The following is a 25,799-nucleotide window of genomic DNA, read 5'->3' on the forward strand; positions in this document are numbered from 1 at the left end:
GGACGGGGATGAGTGTACTACTCATCCGATGTTTCGTTTGGATTCATCGATGATTCGGGGTGATAGGCCCGATTCCGGGACGATCGGTCTGATCTCTGGGTCGAGATAGACGCGTTCGGCGTTGCCTCCGAGCACCGCGCCGCGCTCGTCGGGCGCGAGGCGGTCGAGGCACGCGCGCATGACCTGCCAGGTCGACTGGTACCCGCCGTGCGGCACCGACATGGGCCAGTCGCCGCCGTAGACGAGGCGCTCGGCGCCGAACGCGTCGAGCGCGAGGTCGAGCAGCGCGCCCACGGTCGCCTCGTCGAACGGGACGCCCGCCAGGTGCAGGCCCGAGAACTTCGCCATGGTGTTCGGCAGGGACGCGACGGCCCGCAGTTCGGCCTCCCACGCGGGGAGCGCATCGGTGCCGGCCGGCGGCTTCGCGAGGTGGTCGATGACGACCGTGAGCTCGGGCACGGCGCGCGCGACGCGACCGGCCGCGGCGAGGTGGCGGGGCCACGCGTCGGGCACGTCGAACACGAGGCCGTGCTCGGCCACGCGGCGCAGCGACGCCCGCACGTCGGGCAGGTCGAGGAAGTCGTCGCGCGGGTCGTCGTGCACCAGGTGGCGGATGCCGCGGAGCAGCGGCTCCCCGTCGAGCGCGTCGAGCGCCGAGGCGGCCGCGCGCTCGTCGTCGAGCGGCACCCATCCGACCACGCCGACGACCCAGTCGTGCGTCGCGGCGACGTCGAGCATGAAGCGCGTGTCGGCCGCGGTGTCGTCGGCCTGCACGAGGATGGCGGCGTCGACGCCCGCGGCCCGGAGCTCGGCGGCGGCCTCCTCGGGGGCGAAGTCCCGGTCGAGCGGACCGAGCTCGGGCGTGATCCATGGATACCCGCCCTGCGATCGATCCCAGAGGTGCAGGTGCGCGTCGACGATCCGGCCGCTCACGGGATCAGCCCCTCGTCGTGCAGCTCGGTCCAGAACCCCTCGGGCACCTCGACGGCGAGCCGCGCCGCGTTCTCGCGCACGGAGCTCGCGCGAGCGGAGCCGACGACGACCGTGCGCACCGCCGGGTGGCGCAGGGGGAAGCGGAGCGCCGCGACCGGCAGCGACACACCGCGTGCACGGCACGCCTCGGCCAGCCGGCGGGCGCGCTCGAGCACGTCGCCGGGCGCCGCGGCGTAGTCGTAGCGGGCGCCGTCCGCGGGCGTGTCGGTCGCGAGCAGGCCGGAGTTGTACGGCGCCGCCGCGACCACGCCGACGCCGCGCGCCTCGCACAGCGGCAGGAGGTCGTCGAGCGCGGACTGCTCGAGCAGCGTGTACCGGCCGGCGATCATGACGAGGTCGAGGTCGCCCTCGCGCACGGCGCGCGCCGCGGCATCCGCGTCGTTCGTGCCGATGCCGATGGCGCCGACGACGCCCTCGTCGCGCAGGCGCGCGAGCGCGGGCAGGCCCTCGGCCAGGCCGCGATCGAGGTCGTACACGTCGGGGTCGTGCAGGTAGGCGATGTCGATGCGGTCGAGGTCGAGCCGTTCGAGCGAGTCCTCGACGCTCCGGCGGATGCCCGCCTCGCTCGGGTCGAAGCGCCGCACGAGGTCGTTCGGCACTGCGTACGCGTCGGCGAGGTCGTCGCCGCCGGCGAAGTCGGGGTTCGGCTCGAGCACGCGGCCGACCTTCGTCGAGACGACCACCTCGTCGCGCCGCCGTCCGCGGAGGAATGCGCCGAGCCGTCGCTCCGACAGGCCGAGCCCGTAGTGGGGCGCGGTGTCGTAGTAGCGGATGCCGCCCTCCCACGCCGCCTCGAGGGCGGCCGAGGCGTCCTCGTCGGACACCGGGCGGTAGAGGTTGCCGATGGGCGCGGCCCCGAAGCCGAGCGGCCCGAGCCGTTCGGTGCTCGTCACGTCGTTCGCGGCTCCGCGCTGCCCGGCGCTCATGCCGGCGCCACGGCGTGCGCGCCGTGCCAGGTGTAGGCGTCGACGGAGGCCTGCAGCATCTCGGTGGAGGCGCCGGGGGCGGTCGGCGCGAGGTAGCGCCCGCGCACGACCTCGGTGGCGACGGCGAAGTGCTCGTGGAGGTGGTCGACGTATTCGATCATGCGCCCGTCCATGCTGCCCGAGACCGCGACGTAGTCGAACATCGAGAGGTGCTGCACGGCCTCGCAGAGGCCGACTCCGCCGGCGTGCGGGCAGACGGGGACGCCGAACTTGGCGGCGAGCAGGAGGTTCGCGATGTTCTCGTTGACGCCGCCGACGCGCGTGGCGTCGATCTGCATCACGGCCATGCCGCCGGCCTGCAGGAGCTGCTTGAACACGATCCGGTTCTGCACGTGCTCGCCGGTCGCCACGCGCACCGGCCGGATGCCGCGGGCGATCGCCGCGTGGCCGAGGATGTCGTCGGGGCTCGTCGGCTCCTCGATCCATGCGGGGTGGAACTCGGCGAGGGCGTTCACCCAGGCGATCGCGTCGGACACGTCCCAGCGCTGGTTCGCGTCGATGGCGATCGGGAAGTCGGGACCCACCGCCCGGCGCGCGATGCCGAGGCGGCGCACGTCGTCGTCGAGGTCGGCGCCGACCTTGAGCTTGATCTGCGGGAACCCGTCGGCGACGGCCTCGCGGCACAGCCGCTCGAGCTTCTCGTCGGAGTACCCGAGCCAGCCGGGCGTCGTCGTGTACGCGGGATAGCCGACCTCGAGCAGGCGTGCGGTGCGCTCGGCGCGGCCGGGCTCCGCCGCGCGGAGGATCGCGAGCGCCTCGTCGGGCGTGATCGCGTCGGTGAGGTAGCGGAAGTCCACGAGCGAGACGAGCTCCTCGGGGCTGAGGCTCGCCAGGTGCTGCCAGAGCGGGAGGCCGGCGCGCTTCGCGCGCAGGTCCCAGAGGGCGTTCACGACCGCGCCGATCGCCATGTGCATGACGCCCTTCTCGGGGCCGAGCCAGCGGAGCTGCGAGTCGTGCATGAGCAGCCGCGACGTCTCGCCCATATCGCCCAGGAGCTCCTCGACGTCACGGCCGAGCAGGTGGCCGCGTAGCGTGTCGATCGCCGCGACCTCGACGTCGTTGCCGCGTCCGATCGTGAACACGAATGCGTCGCCGGCGAGGCCGTCGGGGGCGTCCGTGCGGATCGTGACGTACGCCGCCGAGTAGTCGGGGTCGGGGTTCATGGCGTCCGACCCGTCGAGTTCGAGAGAGGTCGGGAAGCGGATGTCCCGGGTGTCAACACTGACGATCGTGCTCATGGCGTCCTTTCGTGGGCGACCTGAGCATAAACATCGGATGTCTCGGCTGTCAACATCTGAGATCTGTGCAAGAATCTCCATGATTCCACGGTCGCCCGGATCAGAGTTCCGATGTTCGACCACGCCACGATGGAGAGGACCCCCATGAGATTCGCCCGGCTCGGCAACGTGGGCAGCGAGATCCCCGTCGTCCTCGACGGCGACGTGGCCCTCGACCTGCGCAGCGTGACGAACGACGTCGACGGGGCCTTCCTCGCCTCCGACGGCCTCGCCCGCACGCGCGCCGCGCTCGATGCGGGAAGCCTCCCCCAGCTCCCCGACGCCGGATCGCTGCGCGTCGGCGCACCCATCGCGCGTCCCTCGGCGGTGTACTGCATCGGCATGAACTACGCCGCCCACGCGGCGGAGTCGGGCTCGGAGCCGCCCACGCGGCTGGTGATGTTCATGAAGTCCCCCAACACGGTCGTCGGCCCCTACGACGATGTCGCGATCCCGCGCGGCAGCACCAAGACCGACTGGGAGGTCGAGCTCGGCGTCGTGATCGGCCGTCGAGCGAGCTACCTCGCCTCGCCCGCCGAGGCGCGCGGGCACATCGCCGGCTACGTCGTGGCGAACGACCTCTCGGAGCGGGACTGGCAGCTTGCGATCTCGGGCGGGCAGTGGTCGAAGGGCAAGAGCGCCCCGGGCTTCTGCCCCACCGGGCCGTGGCTCGTGACCGCCGACGACCTCGACGCCGACGACGTGCGCCTGACCAGCACGGTCAACGGCGAGCCGCGCCAGGACTCCCGCACCAGCGACCTCATCTTCGGCATCGACCGGATCGTGCACGAGCTCAGCCAGGTGCTCGCGCTCGAGCCGGGCGACCTCGTCCTCACCGGCACGCCCGAGGGCGTCGCGCTCTCCGGCCGCTTCCCCTACCTCGCGCCCGGCGACGTCGTCGAGCTCGAGATCGACGGCCTCGGGCGACAGCGCCAGCAGGTCGTCGCGGCCGCCTGACCCCACCCGCTCCGTTTCATCCATCACCCATTTCGAGAGGACCGTCACCCACGATGTCGAACGACTTCACCGGACTCGTCGCGATCGTCACCGGCGGGGCATCCGGCATCGGCGCCGCGATCGCCCAGCGCCTGCGCTCGGGCGGCGCGACCGTCGCCGTGTTCGACCTGCGACCGGATGCCGCGCCGCACGCCGACCTCGCCGTCGCCGTCGACGTCGCCGACGACGCCAGCGTGCGCGCCGGCGTCGAGCGCGTCGTCGCCGAGCTCGGCCGCATCGACGTGCTCGTGAACAACGCGGGCATCGGCGCCCAGGGCACCGTCGAGGCGAACGACGACGACGAGTGGCACCGCGTGCTCGACGTGAACGTGGTCGGCATGGTCCGCGTGAGCCGCGCGGTCATCCCCCACCTGCGCCGCTCCCCCGCGGCCGCGATCGTCAACACGTCGTCCATCGCCGCCACGGCGGGGCTGCCGCAGCGCGCGCTCTACAGTGCGAGCAAGGGCGCCGTCGCCGCCCTGACCCGCGCCATGGCGGCCGACCACCTGCGCGAGGGGATCCGGGTGAACGCCGTGAACCCGGGCACCGCCGACACCCCGTGGGTCGGGCGGCTCCTCGACTCGGCGCCCGACCCGGCGGCCGAGCGCGCCGCGCTCGAGGCCCGCCAGCCGCACGGCCGGCTCGTCGCCGCCGACGAGGTGGCCGACGCCGTCGCGTACCTCGCGAGCCCGGCGGCCGGCTCGACCACGGGCGTCGCGCTCGCGGTCGACGGCGGCATGCAGGAGCTCCGGCTCCGGCCCGCCTCGAGCTGACGGGCGCGCTGCGCCGACGTGCCCCGGTTGTCGACGTCGTGGCGTCCCGGCATCCGTTCGTTGTACGCCATGCACATCGGCGGCGGCAACGCGGCCGATAGCCTAGACGGGTGAGATTCGCGCACCTCAGAGCCGAAGGCCAGACGACCCCTCGGCTCGCGGTGGTGGTGGCGGAGGCCGCGCTCTTCCTCGACGACGTCATGGAGCGGGCGCCCCGCGACCTGCAGGACCTCATCGAACGCGGCCGCGAGGGCCTCGCCGAGGTGCGAGCGGCCGTGGACGTCGCCCTCGGGAACGGCGCGGAGCTGACCGCCGTCTCGGAGCTGCGCCACTCGTCGGCCGTGCTGCGTCCGGCCCAGGTCATCGCCATCGGTGCGAACTACGCGGCGCACGCCTCGGAGCTCAAGCTCCGCTCCGAGTCGGCCATGACGATCTTCTCGCTCTGGCCGAACTCGCTCGCCGGCCACGGAGCGACCACGACCTGGCCCGAGGACCTCACCACGCAGGTCGACTACGAGGCCGAGCTCGGCGTCATCACGGGCCGCCCGGCCCGCGGCGTGCACGTGCGCGACGCGCTCGACTACGTCTGGGGCTACACCGTCGTGAACGACATCACGGCGCGCGACCTGCAGTTCAGCGAGGCGCAGTGGTCGCGGTGCAAGTCGTTCGACGGCTTCACGCCGACGGGCCCGGTCGTGGTCACCGCCGACGAGATCGCCGACCCGCAGGACCTCTGGCTCACCACCAACCTCGACGGCCGCATCATGCAGGACGCCTCGACGAACGAGATGGTGCGGGGCGTCGCCGAGATCATCTCCTACCTCTCGCGGTCGGCGACCATCCCCGCGGGCACGCTCATCTCCACCGGAAGCCCCGGGGGCGCGGGCTACTCCCGCAACCCCCAGGTCTTCCTGCGCGACGGCTCGACCGTCACCGTGTCGATCGAGGGCATCGGCTCGCTGACGACGCACTGCCGCGTCGTCTGACGCGGCGGGCCCTACTCGCTGGCCTCGCCCATCAGGTCGACGACCGGGATGGCCTGCGTGACCGGCCGGATGCCCGAGAGGCGCCCGGGCTGCAGCTGCTTCATGACGTCCTCGCGGGTCATCAGGCCCGCCTCGACGACGAGGTCGGCGACCGGCCGGCCGGTGGCCAGCGCCTGCTTGGCGAGCTTCGACGCCTCGTGGTACCCGATGAACGGGATGAGCGCGGTGATCACGCCGACGCTCGAGGCGACCATCGCGTCGAGCCGCTCGACGTTGGCGGTGATGCCGTCGACGCAGTTGACGCGGAGCGTCCAGCACGCCTGGCGCATCCAGGTGATCGACTGCAGCAGCGAGTGCGCGATGACCGGCTCGAAGGCGTTGAGCTGCAGCTGGCCGCTCTCGGACGCCATCGTGACCGTGACGTCGGCGCCCGCGACCGCATAGGCGACCTGGCTGACCGCCTCGGGGATGACCGGGTTCACCTTGCCGGGCATGATGCTCGAGCCCGCCTGGCGCGGCGGGAGGTTGATCTCGCCGAACCCCGCCTGCGGGCCCGACGAGAGCAGGCGCAGGTCGTTGCAGATCTTCGAGAGCTTGATGGCGCTGCGCTTGAGCGCGCTCGAGAACGTCATGAACACGCCGGTGTCGCTCGTCGCCTCGACGAGGTCGGGCGCGGTCTCGAGGTACTGGCCGGTGATCTCGCTGAGGTGCCGCACGACGGAGGCGCCGTAGCCCGGGTCGGCGGTGATGCCGGTGCCCACGGCGGTGCCGCCGAGGTTGACCTCGCTCAGCAGCTTGATGGTCTCGCGCAGGCGCGCGATGTCCTCGCCGAGGGTCGTGGCGAAGCCGTGGAACTCCTGGCCGAGCGTCATCGGCACGGCGTCCTGCAGCTGCGTGCGGCCGACCTTCAGCACGTCGGAGAATTCCCGACCCTTGCGGCCGAAGGCGATGCGCAGCTGGTCGAGCTCGGAGAGCATCGTCGTCAGCGACGCGGTCATCGCGAGCTTCAGGGCCGTCGGATAGGTGTCGTTCGTCGACTGGCTGCGGTTGACGTCGTCGATCGGGTGGACGATGTCGTAGCGACCCTTGGGGTACCCGGCGATCTCGAGCGCGAGGTTGGCGATGACCTCGTTGGCGTTCATGTTCGTCGACGTGCCGGCGCCGCCCTGGATGACGCCCACGACGAACTGGTCGTTGAGCTCGCCGTCGATGATGCGCTGGCAGGCCTCGTCGATCAGGGCCGCCTTCTGCGGCGACAGCGCGCCGACCTCGCGATTCGCACGCGACGCGGCCTGCTTGACCTGCGCGAGTGCGATGACGAGGTCGGGGTAGACGGAGATCGGGCGCTTCGAGATCGGGAAGTTCTCGAGCGCGCGCATGGTGTGCACGCCCCAGTACGCGTCGGCCGGAACCTGGACGCTTCCGAGCGAGTCCGTCTCGGTTCGCGTCTCGATCGGTTCGTCGGTCCTGGCCACGTACTCCTCCTCGGCGGTCGGACGGGTGGGCAGATGTTGGGGTCGGGTCATCGACACAGGTGGCTCCATTGCCTCATGCGGTCGCCGTCTCGTGCGGCGGCATCCCGCTGTTCGCGCGCGGGGTCTCCGCGACTGGATACCCTTCGAGCCTACCGCTCCGGCATCGCCCCGGCGGCCCCGCCGGCGACGGCCCGAGGCCCCCGGGAGCGCGCACGAGGGCGGCGGGACGCCCCCACGCCCCGCCGCCCGTCGCGCCCCGCGCCTCAGACCTTGTCGGGCTCGTCGACGTCGTCGACCACGACCGCCGCAGCGGTGCCGTCGACGCCGTCGGCGGCGAGCAGCTCCTCCTCGACCGAGCCGCCGTAGCCCTCCTTCTGCGGGTTGCCGTGCAGGCCGCCCGAGACCGCGTACTCCTCCTCGGGCGACAGGATCAGCCGGTGCCGGCCCCACAGCGCGAAGACGAGCAGCATCACGGCGTACACGACGCCGATGGCGATGATCGCCGGCACGAACGTCGGGTTGAGCAGGAAGCCCAGGAAGATGAGCGCCGCGATCACCGCCGCCACGACCGCCCCCGGGATGCCCCACGGGCTGCGGTACGGGCGCTCGGCGTTCGGGTACTTGCGCCGCAGGATCACGAAGGCGACCATCTGCAGCAGGTACGCGAGCACGGCGCCCCAGACCGCGATGTTCAGCACGATCGCGCCGGCCACCGCACCGGCGCCCTCGGCGTCGGCCTGGGCGAGCAGGTCGAGCACGATGAGGGCGATGAAGCCGATGACCGCGCCGGCGACGAGCGCGACCCACGGGGTCTGCCGCTTGCCGGTGAGCGAGAGGAACTTCGGGTAGTACCCGGCGCGCGAGAGCGAGTACATGTTGCGCCCGTAGGCGAACATGATGCCCTGCAGCGACGCGAGCAGGCCGATGAGGGCGAACAGCGCGAGCAGCGCGGCGAGCTCGTCGCCGACGATCGCACGGAACCCGTCGAGCAGCGGCTCGGCGGCCACGCCCGTCGCCTCGGCGCCTACCACGCCCGTGTTGAGGAACAGCACGAGCAGGCCCGTGACGATGAGCGTGCCGCGGGCGATGAGGCCGGCGCGCGGGATGTCGCGCACGGGGTCGTGCGACTCCTCGGCTGCGAGCGGCAGCTCCTCGATCCCGAGGAAGAACCACATCGCGAACGGCAGCGCGAACAGGATCGGCAGCACGCCGTGCGGCAGGAACGCCGTCTGGCCCGCGTCGGGCACGATGTCGAACAGCTTGTCCCAGGAGAACTGGCCGGAGAAGATCGCCATCGCGCTGAACACGAGCAGGATCGCGATGGAGATGATCGAGACCACGATCGCGAACTTGAACGAGATGTTCGCGCCCGCGGCGTTGATGCCGATGAAGATCAGGTAGAGGATGATCCACCACACCCAGCCGGGCATCGAGAAGCCGAGCAGCTCGCTCGTGATGGCGTCGGCGTACGAGGCCGAGAAGAACACGATGACCGCGGTCGTCGCGACGTACTCGATGGTCTCGGCGAGGCCGGTCACGAACCCGCCCCACGGCCCCATCGCCGCACGCGAGAACGAGTAGGCGCCGCCGGTGTGCGGCATGGCCGACGACATCTCCCCGATGGAGAAGATGAGGCCGTAGTACATCGCCACGAGGATCACGAAGGCGATGAGCATGCCGCCGAAGCCGGCGAAGTCGATGCCGAAGTTCCAGCCGGAGAAGTCGCCCGAGATGACCGCCGCGACGGCGAGTCCCCACAGGCCCCACACGCCGGCGGCGCGGGTGAGCTTTCGTTTCTCGAAGTATCCGGAGTCGGCGGTCGTGTACTTCACTCCCGAGACCCTCAAGGTGTCTTTCGCCATGACGGCTCCCTTGCTCTCATCGCGCGGGCCGGAGGGGCCGGCGCAGGGGGGTGCGATGCGTTGGCCCCGACTATAGGGCTCCCAATGGTCGCTCGTACAGACCTTTTTCGGGGACGCGACGGCGGGGCATCCGCAGACCGACCAGAGCGGACGCGCGCCAAGCGGTGTCGCAGCCGCCGTCGGCTGTGGTGTAATGGTCGCCACCGCAGACCATTCACCGTCTCGAGGAGGAGCCACGGATGTCGGCACCGACCGGATACCTCTCGCTCGACCAACTGCGCGACGCGGTCGCCGACGGCCACGTCGACACCGTCATCGTCGCCTTCACCGACATGCAGGGCCGCCTCGTCGGCAAGCGCGTCTCGGCGCGGCTCTTCCTCGAGGACGTCGCCGCGCACGGCGCCGAGTGCTGCAACTACCTGCTCGCGGTCGACGTGGAGATGAACACCGTCGACGGCTACGCCATGTCGAGCTGGGAGCGCGGCTACGGCGACATGGCGATGATCCCCGACTTCACGACGCTGCGCATCGCCCCCTGGCTCGAGGCGACGGCCCTCGTGACGGCCGACCTGCAGTGGCTCGACGGCACGCCCGTCGAGGCGTCGCCCCGCCGCATCCTGCAGCGCCAGCTCGAGCGGCTCGCCGAGCGGGGCCTCACGGCGCACGTGGGAACCGAGCTCGAGTTCATCGTGTTCGAAGACTCCTACCGCGAGGCCTGGCGCAAGGGGTACCGCGACCTCACCCCCGCGAGCGACTACAACATCGACTACGCGCTGCTCGCCTCCACCCGCATGGAGCCGCTGCTCCGCGACATCCGGAACGCCATGGACGGCGCCGGCATGTACTGCGAGGGCGTGAAGGGCGAGTGCAACTTCGGGCAGCAGGAGATCGCCTTCCGCTACGACACCGCGCTCACGACGTGCGACAACCACTCGATCTACAAGAACGGGGCGAAGGAGATCGCCGACCGCCACGGCAAGTCCCTGACGTACATGGCCAAGTTCAACGAGCGCGAGGGCAACAGCTGCCACATCCACATCAGCCTGCGCGGCGAGGGCGGCTCGGCGGTCTTCAGCGACGCGGATGCCCCGCACGGCATGTCGAAGCTGTTCCGGCGGTTCCTGGCCGGGCAGCTCGCCGCCATGCGCGAGCTCACGCTCTTCTCGGCGCCGAACGTGAACTCCTACAAGCGCTACGTCGCCGGATCCTTCGCACCGACCGCCATCGCGTGGGGCCTCGACAACCGCACGTGCGCGCTGCGCGTCGTCGGCCACGGGCACGGGATGCGCGTCGAGAACCGGGTGCCCGGCGGCGACGTGAACCAGTACCTCGCCGTCGCGGCCCTCATCGCCGCCGGCCTGCACGGCATCGAGCAGGAGCTCGAGCCCGAGGACCTGTTCGTCGGGAACGCCTACGAGAGCGACGTGGCGCGCGTGCCGGCGACCCTGCGCGAGTCCGCCGACCTGTTCGCGGAGTCCGCCGTGGCGCGCGAGGCGTTCGGCGACGAGGTCGTCGAGCACTACCTCAACAACGCGCGCGTGGAGCTCGCGGCGTACGACGCGGCCGTCACCGACTGGGAGCGCGTGCGTGGCTTCGAACGACTCTGAACCCGACATCGCGACGACGAGTGGGAGGGGGGACGGTGCGGATGCCCCGGCACGGGGGCCGGCGGCATCCGCACCGTTGATCGGCGTCACCACCTACCTGGAGCAGGCGCAGTCCGGCGTCTGGGACCTGCGGGCCTCGTTCCTGCCGAAGGTGTACCTCGATGCGGTGACGGATGCCGGCGGCATCGCCGTGCTGCTGCCGCCGCAGCCCGTCTCCCCCGCGATCGCCCGCACGGTCCTCGCGTCGCTCGACGGCCTCATCGTCGCCGGGGGCGCCGACGTCGACCCCGCGCGCTACGGGCAGGAGCCCCACCCGCGCACCGGGGCGCCGCGCACCGACCGCGACGAGTGGGAGGACGCGCTGCTCACCGAGGCGATCGCCGCCGAGCTGCCCTTCCTCGGCATCTGCCGCGGCGCGCAGGTGCTCAACGTCGCCCTCGGCGGCACGCTCGTGCAGCACCTCCCCGACGTCGTCGGCAGCGAGCGCTACCAGCCCTCCGCCGCCGTGTTCGGCGAGGGCGAGGTGAGCGTCGAGCCCGGGTCGCGGCTCGCGACCGTGCTCGGCGACGAGGACGGCACGCTGCCCGTGCACTACTACCACCACCAGGCGCTCGACGTGGTCGCCGAGGGCCTCACCGTCACGGCCCGCAGCGAGGACGGCGTCATCGAGGCCGTCGAGCTCGAGTCCGTGCCGTTCGGGCTGGGCGTGCAGTGGCACCCCGAGGAGAACGCCGCCGACCGCCGCCTGTTCGCCGGCCTCGTCGAGGCCGCCCGCACGCACCGCACGAGAAGGAGCATCGCGTGAGCCACACGATCGTGAACCCCGCCGACGAGCAGGTCGTCGCCACGGTCACGTCCGCCACCATCGAGGAGGCGGATGGCGCGATCGCCCGCGCCGCGGCCGCGCAGCGCGACTGGGCGGCGCTCGCCCCGGTCGACCGGGCACGGATGCTGCGGCGCTTCGCCGAGGCGGTCGACGGCGCCGTGGAGGAGCTCGCCACCATCGAGGTGCGCAACTCGGGGCATCCGATCTCGCAGGCCCGCTGGGAGGCCGGCCACGTGCGCGACGTGCTCGAGTACTACTCGGCCGCGCCCGAGCGGCTCTTCGGCCGCCAGATCCCGGTCGCGGGCGGGCTCGACGTGACGTTCCAGGAGCCGCTCGGCGTCGTCGGCGTCATCACGCCGTGGAACTTCCCCATGACCATCGCCTCGTGGGGCTTCGCCCCGGCGCTCGCGGCGGGCAATGCCGTGGTGCTGAAGCCCGCGGAGTGGACGCCGCTCACGAGCCTGCGGCTCGCGGAGCTCGGCCTCGAGGCAGGGCTCCCCGAGGGGCTGTTCCAGGTCGTGCCCGGCAAGGGCTCGGTCGTCGGCGAGCGCTTCGTGACGAACCCGACGGTGCGCAAGGTCGTGTTCACGGGCTCGACGGAGGTCGGCAAGCACATCATGGCGGGCTGCGCCGAGCAGGTGAAGCGCGTGACCCTCGAGCTCGGCGGCAAGAGCGCGAACATCGTCTTCGCCGACGCCGACCTCGAGCGCGCGGCCGCGACCGCGCCGTACGGCGTGTTCGAGAACGCCGGCCAGGACTGCTGCGCCCGCAGCCGGATCCTCGTGGAGCGCAGCGTCTACGAGCGGTTCATGGAGCTGCTCGAGCCGGCCGTCCACGGCGTGAAGGTCGGCGACCCGGCCGACGAGACGACCGAGATGGGCCCGCTCGTCGCCCGCCAGCACCTCGAGCACGTGCGGTCGTTCGTGCCCGACGACGCCGACGTCGCGTTCCGCGGCAGCGCGCCCGACGGCGCGGGATTCTGGTTCGCGCCGACCGTGCTCACGCCGTCGCGGGAGTCGCGCGCGGCGCGCGAGGAGATCTTCGGTCCGGTCGTGTCGGTGTTCCCGTTCGACGACGAGGCCGACGCGATCACGTTCGCGAACGCGAGCGAGTACGGCCTCTCGGGCTCGATCTGGACGCGAGACCTGAGCCGCGGCATCCGCGTCGCCCGGGCTGTCGAGTCGGGCAACCTCAGCGTCAACTCGCACTCGTCGGTGCGCTACGCCACGCCCTTCGGCGGGTTCAAGCAGTCGGGCCTCGGCCGCGAGCTCGGACCCGACGCCCCGCTCGCCTTCACCGAGACGAAGAACGTCTTCCTCGCCGTCGACCCCCCGCTGGTCGAGTAGCGCCGCGCGCAGCGCGTCGCGTATCGAGACCCCGAACCCTACGACAGGAGCACCATGACCGACCTGGCCCGCATCGACCTCACCCAGCGGCTCGCCGGACGCGTCGCCGTCATCACCGGCGGAGCATCCGGCATCGGACTGGCCACCGCGAAGCGCCTCGCCGCCGAGGGCGCGACGGTCGTCATCGGCGACATGGACGCCGCGGCGGGCCCGACCGCGGCCGAGCTCGTCGGCGGCCTGTTCGTGCAGGTCGACGTGACCGACCAGGAGCAGGTGGACCACCTCTTCGACGAGGCGGCCCGCGTGTACGGTTCCGTCGACATCGCGTTCAACAACGCGGGCATCTCACCGCCCGACGACGACTCGATCGAGACCACGGAGCTGCCCGCGTGGCAGAAGGTGCAGGACGTGAACCTGAAGTCGGTCTACCTCTGCTCGCGCGCGGCGCTCCGGCACATGGTCGCGCAGGGCCGCGGGTCGATCATCAACACCGCCTCGTTCGTCGCGGTCCTGGGATCGGCCACCTCGCAGATCTCCTACACGGCCTCGAAGGGCGGCGTGCTGGCGATGAGCCGGGAGCTCGGCGTGCAGTTCGCCCGCCAGGGCATCCGCGTGAACGCGCTCTGCCCCGGACCGGTGAACACGCCGCTCCTGCAGGAACTGTTCGCCAAGGACCCCGAGCGCGCGCAGCGCCGACTCGTGCACATCCCCGTGGGCCGGTTCGCCGAGCCCGAGGAGCTGGCGGCCGCGGTCGCGTTCCTCGCCAGCGACGACGCCTCGTTCATCACGGGCTCGACCTTCCTCGTCGACGGCGGCATCAGCTCCGCCTACGTCACGCCGCTCTAGGCTCGAAGCATGCGAACCGACGCGCACGACGAGCGGGCGGCGGCGGATGCCGCGGCTCCCGTCGACGGCGCCGCGGAAGTGCTGAGCGCGGGGCTGCTGCTCACGCCCGCGCGGCCGGCGAACGCGTTCGAGGAGACCGTGCAGCGGCTGCTGCAGTCGATCCGGCTCGGCCTCATCGGACCGGGCGATCGGCTGCCGCCCGAGCGCGAGCTCGCGGGCATGCTCGCCGTGAGCCGCGACACCATCCGCGAGGCCATCGGCTCGCTGGCCGACGCGGGATGGGTGGTGTCGCGCCGCGGGCGCTACGGCGGCACGTTCGTGTCCGACGAGCTGCCCACCGCGTCGCCGCGCATCTCGTCGCTCGACCGCGATCCGACCGACCCGCGCTCACGGCTCGAGGACACCTTGTCGCTCCGTGCGGTCATCGAGGTGGGCACCTCCCGCCGTGCGGCAGAGAGCGAGCTCGCGGCCGCCGACCGCGAGCGGCTGTGGCAGGCCTACGAGGAGTGCCGCACGGCCCGCGGCGACCAGTACCGCATGGCGGACTCCCGCCTGCACCTGCTCATCGCCGAGGTGCTCGGCGCGCCGAGCGTCATCCCGCTGCTCGCCGACGTGCGCATGCGCGTCAACGAGCTCCTCGACGGGATCCCGCTGCTCGCGCCGAACATCGCGCACTCCGACGAGCAGCACCGCGCGATCGTCGACGCGATCCTGCGCGGCAGCCCCGACGATGCCGCGGCCGCGATGGCCGAGCACCTCGAGGGCACCGAGGCGCTGCTGCGCGGGTTCTACGCCTGACGCGAGGCGGCGCGGGATCCGCTCGGCACGCGGCGGGCACACGCCGGACACGCGAACGAGCCGCCCCCGAAGCCAGGGGGCGGCCCGTTCTGCCCGACGCGCGCCGGGCTGCCGATCAGAGGAACGCGAACGGCAGGAACGCGAGTCCGACGAGCGCGGCGCCGAACGCGAAGAGCACGGTGCCGGCCAGCATGACCGCGTTGAGGACGATGCCCCAGATGGCCATGGTGCGCGTGTTCGGCTCGCGGCTGAGCGCCATGATGCCGAGCACGAGGCCGATGATCGGCACGAAGAACGTGGAGCTCGCGACGATCGACACGAGGCCGAGCACGAGGCTCGCGATGCTGAATCCGCGCGACTCGGCCACGGATGCGGCGGGGGTCGCGTAGGGGTTCGGCTCGCCGAACGGCGCCTGCTGCGACGAGGTGGGAGCTGCGGTGGTCATGGTGGTGATCTCCTGTTCGTGGGTGTGCTTCCACGCTACGGATGCCGCGCACGCCGCAGTATGGGGATATCCCCCGAACCGGACGTGGGGTCGCTGCCGTCGGGGTCAGGCGATGCCGATGAACCGGTGGAGCGCCGGCACGATGAGGAAGATGCCCACGATCACCGAGAGCGCGCTGAGCACGAAGCAGGTCCACGCGCCGACGTAGGCCGCGCGCTTCTGCCCGTCGGTGAGCGGGCTCTTCTTCGCGGCCTTCGCCGCCTTCTTGGCCGCCGCCTTCGCCTCGGCCGGGGTGATGACGGTGATCGCGTCGGTGAACTCCGCCGGCGTCACGATCGGCGTGCGGCCCGAGATCGTCAGCAGCCGGATCCCGAGCGCGTAGGTGCTCACGATCACCGTCGCGCCGAGGAACGCCGCGATGAAGACGACGACGAACGCGGCCCAGTCGATCATCGGGTCACCTGCTTCTTCGGCTTGGGGTTGCGCTTGATCTTCACCGCGCTGCCCGAGTCGGCGACCTCGCTGACCACGTTCTGCGACGAGACCTCGCTGCGCCGCGACCACAGGAAGATGGTCGCGATGACCACCACACCGGCGATGGTGTCGATGATGATGCCCACGACGCCGAGCTGGGCGACGAGGGCGGCGAGCGCCCCGACCGCGCCGGCGGCCGGGAGCGTCAGGAGCCAGCCCACGCCGATGCGGCCCGCGGTGCGCCAGCGCACCTTCGACCCGCGACGGCCGAGGCCGGAACCGACGACCGAGCCCGACGCGACCTGCGTGGTCGAGAGGGCGAAGCCGAGGTGCGTCGAGGCGAGGATCGTGGCCGCCGTCGAGGTCTCGGCGGCGAAGCCCTGCGCGGGCTTGACGTCGGTGAGCCCCGTGCCGAGCGTCTTGATGATGCGCCATCCGCCCATGTACGTGCCGAGCGCGATGGCGATCGCGCAGACCACGATGACCCAGAACTCGGGGCCGCTGCCCGCGGGCTGGAGGCCGACCGAGATGAGCGTGAGCGTGATGACGCCCATGGTCTTCTGCGCGTCGTTGGTGCCGTGGGCGAGCGCGACGAGCGAGCTCGAGAAGATCTGCCCGTGCCGGAAGCCGTCACGGCCGTCGGGCTTGCCGTCGTACCGGCGGGTGATCGAGTAGGCGAGCTTCGTTGCGGTGTAGGCGACGACGCCCGCAGTGAGCGGCGCGAGTACGGCCGGCAGCACGATCTTCGAGAGCACGACGCTGAAGTCGATCGCCTGCACGCCGAAGCCGACGAGGGCCGAGCCGATGAGGCCGCCGAAGAGGGCGTGGCTCGAGGACGACGGGAGCCCGAGCAGCCAGGTGACCATGTTCCACACGATGGCGCCGATGAGGCCGGCGAAGATCAGCTCGGGCGTGATGAGCACGCCGCCGTCGCCCTCCTTGATGATGCCGCCCGAGATGGTCCTGGCCACCTCGGTGGACAGGAACGCGCCCACGAGGTTGAGGATGGCGGCGATCGTGACGGCGACCTTCGGGCGGAGCGCGCCCGTGGCGATCGGCGTCGCCATCGCGTTGGCGGTGTCGTGGAAGCCGTTCGTGAAGTCGAAGAAGAGCGCCAGTGCGATGACCAGCACGACGATGAGGAGGGTTTCCACCGGCGTCTTTCTCTGTCTCGGTGGTGCGTTTCACCGAATGTTCAGGGGACGTTGGTTGCGGATCCGGCGAGCGCCGTGCCCCGACGATACTACGCGACCGACTCCGGCTCAGCCACCACGGTCGCGAGATCCTCACCGAACACGAAGGTGCGCCGCACGCGGCCTCCCGCGAGCACCTCGGGCAGCCAGCGACGGGCGTCGTCCCACATCTCGTCGAAGGGCACGTCATCGAGGGCGATCCACTCGGGGTCCAGCTCGTCGGATTCCGACGGGTCGCCCGTCCACGTACGGCACACGAAGACGCTCGACTCCTGGCTCCACGCCTCGCGATGCGGGAAGTGGTAGGTCAGCAGGCCGCGCGGTTCGAGGTCGGATGCCGCGACCACGACCCCCGACTCCTCGAACACCTCGCGCACGGCCGCGTCGACGGCCGACTCCCCCGGCTCGAGCTTGCCCCCGAGGCCGACGAAGTAGCCCTGCCCGAGTCCGTGCTTCTTGCGCCCGAGGAGCACCTGCACGACGCCGCCCTGCTCGCGCAGGAGGTAGCAGACGCAGACCTGGGGCAGCGGCATCCGTGGTCCCTGAGCTCGTCGAAGGGTCAGCCGAAGAGGATCTTCGCCTCGTCGTACCGGTCCTGCGGGACGCGGTTGAGGCTGCCGGTCGCCTCGGCGATCGACACGGTCTTGATGTCGGTGCCGCGCAGCGTCACCATCGAGCCCCACGCGTGCGCGTAGGCCGCCTCGATGGCGGCCATGCCGAGGCGCGTGGCGAGCACGCGGTCGTAGGCGGTGGGCTCGCCGCCGCGCTGGATGTGGCCGAGCACGGTCGAGCGGGACTCGATGCCCGTGCGCTCCTCGATGAGCGGCGCGAGCAGCTCGCCGATGCCGCCGAGGCGCGGCCGGTTGAACGCGTCGAGGCCCTTGTGCGAGTGCGCCTCGGTCATGCCGGGCAGCGTGAAGCCCTCGGCGACGACGACGAGCGGCGCACGGCCGCGGTCGCGCACCGACTCGACCCACTCGCAGATCTGCTCGATCGTCTGCGGCTGCTCGGGGATGAGGATGGCGTGCGCGCCGCCCGCCATGCCCGAGTGCAGCGCGATCCAGCCGACGTGGCGGCCCATGACCTCGAGCACCATGCAGCGGCCGTGCGAGTCGGCGGTGGTGCGCAGGCGGTCGATGGCCTCGGTGGCGATCTGCACGGCAGTGTCGAAGCCGAACGAGTAGTCGGTCGCAGCGAGGTCGTTGTCGATGGTCTTCGGCACGCCGAGCACCTTGATGCCGCCCTCGTCGTGCAGGCGGCGCGCGGCCGTGAGCGTGCCCTCGCCGCCGATCGCGATGATCGCGTCGATGCCCTCCTCGTCGAGCATCCGCTGGATGTTCTCGGGGCCGCCGCCCTCGCCTTCGAACGGGTTGGTGCGGCTCGAGCCGAGGATCGTGCCGCCCGTCTTCGCGAGGCCGCGCACGTCGTGGCGCGTGATGGGCATGATGTCGCGCTCGACGACGCCGCGCCAGCCGTTGCGGAACCCGACGAACTCGGTGTCGTGGGAGATGACGCCCTTCAGCACGGCGCCGCGGATGACCGCGTTCAGGCCGGGGCAGTCGCCCCCACTCGTGAGCAGACCGATCTTCATGTGTGCGGGACTCCCAGGTACTCGTTCGACATGGCGGGTGCCGGATGCCACGACGTCGGGGCGTATCGACTGCGGCAGTCTATAGCGTCGGCTCCGCGCGGCCCGATCCGGGCCGATCGGGGACGCTACAGGGCGCCGTCGAGGGCGGCCCGCAGCAGGTGCTGGAGCGCGTCGAGCTGCACCGAGTCCGCCGAGCCGGGCTCCACGTCGCTGCCGTCGAGCGCACGGGCAGCGAGGCCCTGCTTCGAGTCGATGAGCTCGGCGATGCGGGCGTCGATCGTGTGCGCGGCGATGATGCGCCAGGCGGTGACGGGCTCGTCCTGTCCGATGCGGTGCACGCGGTCGATGGCCTGCGTCTGCTCGGCCGCGGTCCAGCTGAGCTCGGCGAGCACGACGTTCGACGCGGCCTGCAGGTTGACGCCGACGCCCGCCGCGGTGAGCGAGCAGACGGCGACGGCCACGTCGGGGTCCTTGTTGAACGCGTCGATGGCGGCCTGGCGTTGCAGGGCGGTCTGGTCGCCGCGCAGCGACACGGTGCGGAGCTCGCGGGCCGCGAGGGCCGCCTCCGCCTGGTCCATGACGTCGATGTGCTTGGCGAAGAACACGACCTTGCCCACCGAGCGCGCGAGCTGCGCCGCGTAGTCGGCCGCGAGGCCTGCCTTCGCCTGGCCGATGCGGCGCACCATCGTGAAGACGTTCTCGCCCGACTTGGCGGACTTCGACTCCTCGAGCTCTGCGCGTGCGATGGCGCGGATGAACTGGTCGCGCTCGTCCTCGTCGAGGTCGCCGACGCGCAGGTTGCGCGACTCGACGAGCGCACGGAACCGGCCGACGAGGCGGTTGCCGAGCTCGCGCTCGGCGGCGCGCACGGAACGGCCCAGCTCGTCGTCGAGCTCGACCGGCAGGTCGGCGATGCGCTTGTCGGGCAGGTCGGCGGCCACGTCGACCTTGCGGCGACGGACGATGCCGAGGTCGATCACCGTGCGCCGGGCCTCGGCGTAGAAGCCGTGGTCGGCGGGCGTGAGCCCGGCCTCCTCGAGACGCCCGAGCAGGGCGGGCGACGGCTTGTCGCCCTGGATCCAGCCGAGGAACTGCCAGATCGCGCGGAAGTCGTCGACGTCGTTGATGAGCGGCGTGCCCGTGAGCGCGAGCAGCAGCGGGTCGCCGCCCGGCGTGGTGCGCCGGATGCGGTCGGCGAGCGCGAGCACGTTGCGGGAGCGCTGCGACGAGAGGTTCTTGATGAAGTGCGCCTCGTCGACGACCATGCCCTTGAAGCCCAGGGTGGACAGCCACGCCATGTGCCGGTCGAGCACGTCGTAGTTGACGACGACCACGTCGGCGAATGCGTCGAGCGAGTCGCCGTCGCCGTGGATGACGGTCGCGCGGCGGTGCGGCGTCCAGCGCTCGACCTCGCGCGCCCAGTTCATCTTCACGACGTTCGGCACGACCGCGAGCAGCGGGTAGGCGTCGGCGACGGATGCCGCGAGCACGGACTGCGCGGTCTTGCCGAGGCCCGGCTCGTCGGCGAGCAGGAACGTGCGATGGCCCTCGCGTGCGGCCTCGATGAAGCGGATCTGGTGCTTCATGAGTTCGAGGCCGCGCGGCGAGAGCCGGTCGACCTTCGGTGCCTCGGGCAGGTCCATGCTGGCGGCCTGGCCGCCGGAGCCGATCTCGAACGACTTGAACAGGGGCCCGAGGAGCTCCCAGTTCGCGAGGCGGCGCACGGGCACCACGGGAGCGGTCGGCCGGGAGAAGTCGGGCGCGAGGAACGGGTTCGCGAGCTGGCGCGAGCGCACCGAGGCCGGGATGACCTGGTTCTCGGCGAGCTCGGGCGCCGGAGCGGACTCGCGCGTGATGATGAGCTCGTCGGGGCTGAGGTCGGCGCCGGACTCGAGCAGCCAGTCGCGGCGGAACCGCTGCGCGACCGTGGAGATCGACGCGTCGGGCTCGAGCAGCGCGATGAGGCTCGTGTCGCGGGCGGCCGTCTTCGCGAGGATCTGCGCGATGCCGTCGAGCCGCTTCAGGAGCTCGGCGCGGGCCGCATCGGCGACGTCGGGGTCGGCCTTCACCCGCGCGCGCTCCTCGCGCATGAGCAGCGCGATCACCTGGAACTTCGTGCGGTTGGTCGGGCCGAGCTTTCCCTTCTGCGCCTTCGTCTCGACCTCGCGCACCTTGCGGGCGAGGATCGGGATGATGGGGGCGTCGTCGTCACGCGAACGCGTGCGCTGGCGCTGCCTCGTCTGGGCCATGGTCCTCCCGTTTCCGGCCGGTCTCCCGTTGTCAGGTCGCCCCCCGGGCGCGACCGTGCTGGTCGCTCCCTCGACACCGATGCGGTGGTCGAGACGCTCGTGACGTCTCGGATGCCGCATGCGGTACGCCGAATCCCGAACCGAGCAGCGCGCGAGCCGGGCTCACGCGGTCGGCCGAAGAACGGATTCGTCGGGCGCCATGCCATTCTAGCCGCAGGAATGCGGGCGGCGCGACGTGACGCCGCCGGGGAGGCTCCCAGCGGGCCGGATCACCCGGTGCGGGTGCGCCGGAGTCGGCCTATGCTTCGACCATGGACGCTCTCGCTGGGTCGGGCGCCGCGTCGCCCGACGACGACGAATTCACCGTCGCGCAGGACACCGAGTTCGTCGAGGACGAGCTCGCCCCCGACGACGACCATCGCGCGCTCGACGACAGCCTCGACGACGAGGTGCCGGGCATCGACGCCGAGCGGCACGTCGACCTGCGCGACGAGCGCTCGGCCGACGACGAGGGCTGACCCCGGTCCGCCGCCTGGGGTCAGACGCCGCCGCCTCCGCCGCCGCCACCACCGCCGCCCGACGAGCCGCCGCCCGACGAGCCGCTCGACGACGAGCTCGAGCTCGAGCCCGACCACGACGTGCTCGACGCCGTCGAGAACGACGACACCGCCACGCCGAACGAGCCGGCGTCGAAGCCGCTGCGACCCGAGTACCAGGTCGGCTCCTCGCCGCGCGCCTCGTAGAGGTCGGCGAGCACGCGACTCCACTCGCGCTCGAGTCCGAAGAGCACGGCGTACGGCAGCAGCCGCTCGTTGAGCTTCAGCACCACGGCGGGGTCGAGCGCGGCGGCACTCGTGGCGGTCGCGGTCGTCGTCGCGGCATCCGTCGCCCCCGTCGTCGACGCTGCGGCCAGCGATGCCGCGGATGGCCGATCCACCCGCAGCGCGCCGCTCGGGCTCTGCAGCACGCGCAGCCGGTCGGCCTCGGCGAGGCGGATGTAGAGCCGCAGGCCCTCGAGGTGGTCGCGGAACTCGCGACCGCGCTCGGTGAGCGGCCGCACGTTGCCCACGAGCACGACGGTCGCGAGCGCGGCCACGATCGCCACGATGAAGAGGATCGCAGGCCATGCACCGCCGCGGCGGTCGTCGATCGCGAAGATGCCGAGCACGACGCTGAGCGTGGCGGCAGAGATGGCGCCGATGGCGAGGAGCACGCGCAGTCCGGGATCGGGCTTGCGCCGCAGGCCGGAGCGCACGACGCCCTTCGTCACGGACTGGCGGATCGACAGCAGACGCCGCCCGAGCGCGGTGTCGCTCGACGTGAGCTGCCGGCTCGCGCCCGGGACCGGGTTGCCGCGGAACAGCGCGGAGACGACCGACCGCGCATGCGCGTCGCCGGGCTCGCCGCCGACGAATTCGACGGCGTACTTCTTGCGCCCGGTCTCGACGACGCGCAGCTCGCCGTCGACGGCGCGCTCGAGGATCGTGGCGGTGACGCCCTTCTCGGGGTGGCCGACGAGGTCGGCCGCGACCATCGCGCTCACGCCCTCGGGCGGCTCGTACTGCGCGATGATCGTGCCGCGTCCGGGATGGTTGCGCCAGCGCGTGGCGCGCAGCACGATGGCCGCCAGGAGCGCGAGCCCCGTGAGGCCCGCCGCGACGGCGCCCGCGATCGCCGCGGGCGAGGCCCCGAACGAGTTGTCGCGGGGCGCGAACGTGCCCTGCTCGAAGCCGATCGCGACCGTGAGGTTCTCGTACGGCCCCAGGGATGCCGCCTCCGCGATCACGGCGGGCGGGTCGGCCTCGGTGGTCGTGAGCGACTCGCACAGGGTGCCCGATCCCTGCCAGCCGCGATAGCACGCGGTGTCGCCGTTGAGCCCGGCCGCCACGTCGGGCGACATCCGCACCTCGGCGCGCACCCGGCCGAAGGGCTGCGCCCACCCCGTGCCGTTGACGTCCCAGTAGAACTCGTCGATCGGGGCGTCGTCGGGCTGGAGCGTGACGTTCTGCTGGTGGTAGCGGATGACATAGGTCTGCTCGCCGTGCACGTAGTCGTCGGCCGCGATGGTGACGAGGAGGAACTCGCCGTTCTCGTCCTCCTCGACCTCGTACGAACGCGGCGTGCCGTCCCCGTCGGTCACCGACTCGACCCGGATGTCGGTCGGGTGCCCGTCGTAGTCGAGCGGGATCGCCCGCCGGATGCCGCGGTTCTGGTCGAACTCGGGGAACACCGCGACGAGCGTCTCGGTCGTGTCCAGCACCGAGCGCTTCGCCGCATCGCGGCTCAGCTCGAACACCGCGTCGAACGAGGCGAACGTGAAATCGTCGACGCCGGCGGGCACCGCGGTCACGGGGGCGGATGCCGCGTGGGCCGTCTGCACGGTCGGTGCCGTCTCCGACGCGCCGCCCGGTGCCGAGCGCGTCGCGCCCGTCGCCGCGAGCGCGGGAGACGCCACGAGCACGGCGGCGACGACGGCCGCGGCGGCGGCCCTGGCGAGGGGTCGGAGCATGTGCCAACGGTAGCGCTCCGCGGGCCCGCTCAGCACGATCGGCCCTCCCCCGGATCGGGGGCCGCTCAGGCGGAGCGGAGCCGCAGGCTGTTGAGCACCACGAACACGCTCGAGAACGCCATCGCCGCGCCCGCGATCATCGGGTTGAGGAATCCGGCCGCGGCGAGCGGGATCGCCGCCACGTTGTACGCGAACGCCCAGAACAGGTTCCCGCGGATGGTCGACCGGGTCGCCCGCGCGAGGTCGATCGCGTCGGGGATGCCGCCCGGGTCGTCGCGCAGCAGCGCCAGGTCGCTCGCGGACGCCGCGGCATCCGTGCCGCCGCCCATCGCGATGCCGAGGTCGGCCGCGGCGAGCGCCGCCGCGTCGTTCACGCCGTCACCCGCCATGGCGACGGAGCGCCCCTCGCCCTGCAGCCGCCGAACGAGGGCGAGCTTCTCCTCGGGCGCGAGCGCCGCGTGCACCTGGTCGATGCCGACCGCACGTGCGACGCGCTCGGCGGCGCGCGGCCCGTCGCCGGTCGCGATCGCCGGCCGGAGCCCCTGGGCGCGCAGTCGCGCCACGGCGTCGCGGGCGCCGTCGCGCACGTCGTCGCCGACCTCGAGGAGCGCACGGACCTCGCCGTCCCAGCCGACCGCGACGAGCGAGGCGTCGGATGCCGTGGCGACCGCGGCGAGGTCGTCGGGCAGGCGGTGGCCGAGGTCCGCGAGGAACGCGGGACGGCCCGCGGCCGCGTCGAACCCGTCCACTCGGCCGGTCACCCCGAGGCCGCTGTGCGCCCGGAAGCCCGTGACGTCGACGTGCCGCGCACCGGCGGTCTCCGCCCCGACGACGACGGCGCGGGCGATCGGATGCTCCGACCCGCGCTCCAGCGCCGCCGCGACGCCGAGCGCCCGGGCCTCGGCGGCCTCGCGGTCGACGCCCGCGTGCCCGTCGGCACCGTTCGCAGGCGTGACCCGGAGCAGGCGCATGCGGCCGGTGGTGAGCGTGCCGGTCTTGTCGAGCAGGATCGTGTCGACGTCGGCCGTGCGGTCGAGCACCTCTGGGCCGGTGATGAGGATGCCGCGCTCCGCGCCGCGGCCCGTGCCGACGAGCACCGCGACGGGCGTCGCGAGGCCGAGGGCGCAGGGACATGCGATGACGAGCACCGCGACGGCGGCGGTCACGGCCTGCTCGAGCGGACTCCCGGTCAGCAACCAGACGGCGGCGGTGCCGAGCGCGATGGCGATGACGATGGGCACGAACACGGCGGCGACCCGGTCGGCGAGTCGCTGCGCCCTGGTCGCCCCGAGCTGGGCGTCCTCGACGAGGCGCGCGATCTGCGCGAGGCGCGTGTCGGCCCCCACGCGCGTCGCGCGCACCACGAGCCGGCCGCCGTGCACGATGGTCGCCGCGGTCACGGGCGATCCCGGCACCACGTCGACGGGCGCGGGCTCGCCCGTGAGCATGCTCTGGTCGACGCCGGCCTCGCCCTCGACGACGACGCCGTCGGCGGCGATGCGCTCGCCGGGCCGTACTGCGAAGCGCCCTCCGGCCCGCAGCGCGCCGGCCGCGGCGCGCGTCTCGCGCCCTGCGTCGTCGACGAGCGTGACCTCGCGCGGCGCGAGGTCGAGGAGCGTCCGCAGGGACGCCCCGGCCCGCCGCTTCGACCGCGCCTCGATCACGCGCCCGAGGAGCAGCACCGTGACGACGCCGGCGGCGACCTCGAAGTAGACGTCGCCGCCCGGCGTTCCGCGCACCCCGAACGACCAGCCGTGGATCATGCCGATCTCACCGGCGTGGCCGAACCACAGCGCCCACGCCGACCAGGCGAAGGCGGTCAGCGTGCCCAGCGAGACGAGCGTGTCCATCGTGAGGCCGCCGTGGCGCAGGTTCACGGCGGCGGCGTGGTGGAACGGCCAGCCGCCCCACAGCACGACCGGCGTCGCCAGCACGAGCGACACCCACTGCCACCCCGGGAACTGCAGCGCGGGCGCCATCGCGAGCACGATCACCGGCACGGTGAGCACCGTGGAGACGATGAGCCGGAGGCGGAGCGGGTCGCGCCGCGGCGCGGGCTCGGGGAGGTGGGCGGGGACGACGAGCGGGTCAGGTGCGGGGGCCTGATCCGGCGCGGGATCGACCGGCCGCGCCGAGATCGTCACGGGCACGGGCGTCCGCGCCGTCAGGTCGAGGGGACGCGCGGTGATCGTCACGGGCACCGGTGTCCGGGACGCGACCGGTGCGACCGGTGCAACGGTCGCGGACGGGACCGCCGTCGCCGACTCCCCCGCCCCGCGCGTGCTCACCGACGCGGCGTACCCGGCCGACCGCACGGCCTCGACGAGCTCCGCCACCTCCACGCCGGGCGCATAGCGCACCCGGGCGCGCTCGGTCGCGAGGTTCACCTGCGCGTGCACGCCGTCGATGCGCTCGAGGCGCCGCTCCACGCGCGACACGCAGCTCGCGCAGGTCATGCCCTCGATGTCGAGGTCGACCGTGAGCTCGTCGTGCTGGGGGGTCATCCGCATCCTCCGTCGTCGCATCCGTCGTGGAATCCGAACCCCCACGATACCCAGTGGGGGTAT

The 25,799-nt window shown here is 72.3% G+C and carries 22 protein-coding genes; 9 read left to right on the forward strand and 13 right to left on the reverse strand.

What is annotated here, in order from left to right; all coding sequences use genetic code 11:
• Positions 1–21 precede the first annotated feature (21 nt).
• From ACWGO8_RS00675 to ACWGO8_RS00685, 3 genes are read right to left on the reverse strand one after another with little or no spacing between them, the layout of a single operon-like run.
• Entirely contained in the window at positions 22–933 is a 912-nt protein-coding gene (locus tag ACWGO8_RS00675; protein WP_452041244.1) for an amidohydrolase family protein, read from the reverse strand.
• Positions 930–1,919, reverse strand: a complete 990-nt coding sequence (locus tag ACWGO8_RS00680; protein WP_452041245.1) for an aldo/keto reductase — start codon at positions 1,917–1,919, stop codon at positions 930–932. The genes ACWGO8_RS00675 and ACWGO8_RS00680 overlap by 4 nt, the downstream gene beginning before the upstream one ends.
• Positions 1,916–3,217 (reverse strand): L-fuconate dehydratase, encoded by a 1,302-nt coding sequence (locus ACWGO8_RS00685; protein ID WP_452041246.1) that lies wholly within the window; start codon positions 3,215–3,217, stop codon positions 1,916–1,918. The genes ACWGO8_RS00680 and ACWGO8_RS00685 overlap by 4 nt, the downstream gene beginning before the upstream one ends.
• A 144-nt stretch (positions 3,218–3,361) precedes the next feature.
• Here ACWGO8_RS00685 and ACWGO8_RS00690 point away from each other — a divergent pair, with 144 nt between their 5' ends.
• The 3 genes from ACWGO8_RS00690 to ACWGO8_RS00700 all read left to right on the forward strand — a co-directional run bounded on the left by ACWGO8_RS00690 (position 3,362) and on the right by ACWGO8_RS00700 (position 6,011).
• Complete coding sequence (locus tag ACWGO8_RS00690) at positions 3,362–4,213, forward strand: fumarylacetoacetate hydrolase family protein (RefSeq protein ID WP_452041247.1); 852 nt, start codon at positions 3,362–3,364, stop codon at positions 4,211–4,213.
• Positions 4,214–4,266: 53 nt separating this feature from the next.
• On the forward strand, positions 4,267–5,025 hold the full coding sequence (locus tag ACWGO8_RS00695; protein WP_376957018.1) for an SDR family NAD(P)-dependent oxidoreductase: 759 nt from the start codon (positions 4,267–4,269) through the stop codon (positions 5,023–5,025).
• A 110-nt stretch (positions 5,026–5,135) separates the two neighbouring features.
• Complete coding sequence (locus tag ACWGO8_RS00700) at positions 5,136–6,011, forward strand: fumarylacetoacetate hydrolase family protein (protein ID WP_452041248.1); 876 nt, start codon at positions 5,136–5,138, stop codon at positions 6,009–6,011.
• An 11-nt stretch (positions 6,012–6,022) separates the two neighbouring features.
• Here ACWGO8_RS00700 and ACWGO8_RS00705 read toward each other — a convergent pair whose 3' ends face one another.
• Both ACWGO8_RS00705 and ACWGO8_RS00710 read right to left on the reverse strand, forming a co-directional pair.
• Positions 6,023–7,537, reverse strand: coding sequence for an aspartate ammonia-lyase (locus ACWGO8_RS00705; RefSeq protein ID WP_452041249.1), 1,515 nt, complete (start codon positions 7,535–7,537; stop codon positions 6,023–6,025).
• A gap of 212 nt (positions 7,538–7,749) precedes the next feature.
• On the reverse strand, positions 7,750–9,348 hold the full coding sequence (locus tag ACWGO8_RS00710; RefSeq protein WP_452041250.1) for an amino acid permease: 1,599 nt from the start codon (positions 9,346–9,348) through the stop codon (positions 7,750–7,752).
• Positions 9,349–9,587: 239 nt separating this feature from the next.
• On the opposite strand from ACWGO8_RS00710, the gene ACWGO8_RS00715 reads away from it, so the two are divergent.
• From ACWGO8_RS00715 to ACWGO8_RS00735, 5 genes are all read left to right on the forward strand, one after another.
• The gene (locus tag ACWGO8_RS00715; RefSeq protein ID WP_452041251.1) at positions 9,588–10,955 is read left to right on the forward strand and encodes a glutamine synthetase family protein; all 1,368 of its coding nucleotides are present in this window, start codon (positions 9,588–9,590) and stop codon (positions 10,953–10,955) included.
• 76 nt (positions 10,956–11,031) lie between these two features.
• Positions 11,032–11,760 carry a gamma-glutamyl-gamma-aminobutyrate hydrolase family protein gene (locus tag ACWGO8_RS00720; protein WP_452043503.1) on the forward strand — a complete coding sequence of 243 codons (729 nt, stop codon included), beginning with the start codon at positions 11,032–11,034 and terminating at the stop codon, positions 11,758–11,760.
• On the forward strand, positions 11,757–13,127 hold the full coding sequence (locus ACWGO8_RS00725; RefSeq protein ID WP_452041252.1) for an aldehyde dehydrogenase family protein: 1,371 nt from the start codon (positions 11,757–11,759) through the stop codon (positions 13,125–13,127). Before ACWGO8_RS00720 ends, ACWGO8_RS00725 begins: the two co-directional genes overlap by 4 nt.
• Before the next feature lie 54 nt (positions 13,128–13,181).
• A complete protein-coding gene (locus ACWGO8_RS00730; RefSeq protein WP_452041253.1) occupies positions 13,182–13,973 on the forward strand; it encodes a 3-oxoacyl-ACP reductase in 792 nt (263 codons plus the stop codon).
• A 9-nt stretch (positions 13,974–13,982) separates the two neighbouring features.
• Complete coding sequence (locus ACWGO8_RS00735; protein WP_452041254.1) at positions 13,983–14,771, forward strand: FadR/GntR family transcriptional regulator; 789 nt, start codon at positions 13,983–13,985, stop codon at positions 14,769–14,771.
• Positions 14,772–14,886: 115 nt separating this feature from the next.
• On the opposite strand, the gene ACWGO8_RS00740 is transcribed toward ACWGO8_RS00735, so the two are convergent.
• From ACWGO8_RS00740 to ACWGO8_RS00765, 6 genes are all read right to left on the reverse strand, one after another.
• A complete protein-coding gene (locus ACWGO8_RS00740; RefSeq protein ID WP_376957033.1) occupies positions 14,887–15,216 on the reverse strand; it encodes a DUF4190 domain-containing protein in 330 nt (109 codons plus the stop codon).
• A gap of 105 nt (positions 15,217–15,321) precedes the next feature.
• Positions 15,322–15,669 (reverse strand): peptidase, encoded by a 348-nt coding sequence (locus ACWGO8_RS00745; protein WP_452041255.1) that lies wholly within the window; start codon positions 15,667–15,669, stop codon positions 15,322–15,324.
• On the reverse strand, positions 15,666–16,844 hold the full coding sequence (locus ACWGO8_RS00750) for an anion permease (RefSeq protein WP_452041256.1): 1,179 nt from the start codon (positions 16,842–16,844) through the stop codon (positions 15,666–15,668). Before ACWGO8_RS00750 ends, ACWGO8_RS00745 begins: the two co-directional genes overlap by 4 nt.
• 89 nt (positions 16,845–16,933) lie before the next feature.
• Positions 16,934–17,416 (reverse strand): 8-oxo-dGTP diphosphatase, encoded by a 483-nt coding sequence (locus tag ACWGO8_RS00755; RefSeq protein ID WP_452041257.1) that lies wholly within the window; start codon positions 17,414–17,416, stop codon positions 16,934–16,936.
• 26 nt (positions 17,417–17,442) lie between these two features.
• Positions 17,443–18,474, reverse strand: a complete 1,032-nt coding sequence (locus ACWGO8_RS00760) for a 6-phosphofructokinase (protein WP_376957042.1) — start codon at positions 18,472–18,474, stop codon at positions 17,443–17,445.
• A 125-nt stretch (positions 18,475–18,599) separates the two neighbouring features.
• Positions 18,600–20,723: a DEAD/DEAH box helicase gene (locus tag ACWGO8_RS00765; protein WP_452041258.1), complete on the reverse strand. Its 2,124-nt coding sequence runs from the start codon at positions 20,721–20,723 to the stop codon at positions 18,600–18,602.
• Positions 20,724–21,034: 311 nt separating this feature from the next.
• On the opposite strand from ACWGO8_RS00765, the gene ACWGO8_RS00770 reads away from it, so the two are divergent.
• A complete protein-coding gene (locus ACWGO8_RS00770; RefSeq protein WP_452041259.1) occupies positions 21,035–21,241 on the forward strand; it encodes a hypothetical protein in 207 nt (68 codons plus the stop codon).
• 20 nt (positions 21,242–21,261) lie between these two features.
• Here ACWGO8_RS00770 and ACWGO8_RS00775 read toward each other — a convergent pair whose 3' ends face one another.
• Together ACWGO8_RS00775 and ACWGO8_RS00780 are read right to left on the reverse strand one after the other, a co-directional pair.
• Positions 21,262–23,232 (reverse strand): DUF2207 domain-containing protein, encoded by a 1,971-nt coding sequence (locus tag ACWGO8_RS00775; RefSeq protein ID WP_452041260.1) that lies wholly within the window; start codon positions 23,230–23,232, stop codon positions 21,262–21,264.
• A gap of 65 nt (positions 23,233–23,297) precedes the next feature.
• On the reverse strand, positions 23,298–25,736 hold the full coding sequence (locus ACWGO8_RS00780; RefSeq protein WP_452041261.1) for a heavy metal translocating P-type ATPase: 2,439 nt from the start codon (positions 25,734–25,736) through the stop codon (positions 23,298–23,300).
• Positions 25,737–25,799: the final 63 nt, after the last annotated feature.

It is taken from the genome of Agromyces sp. NPDC055661 (assembly GCF_053618135.1).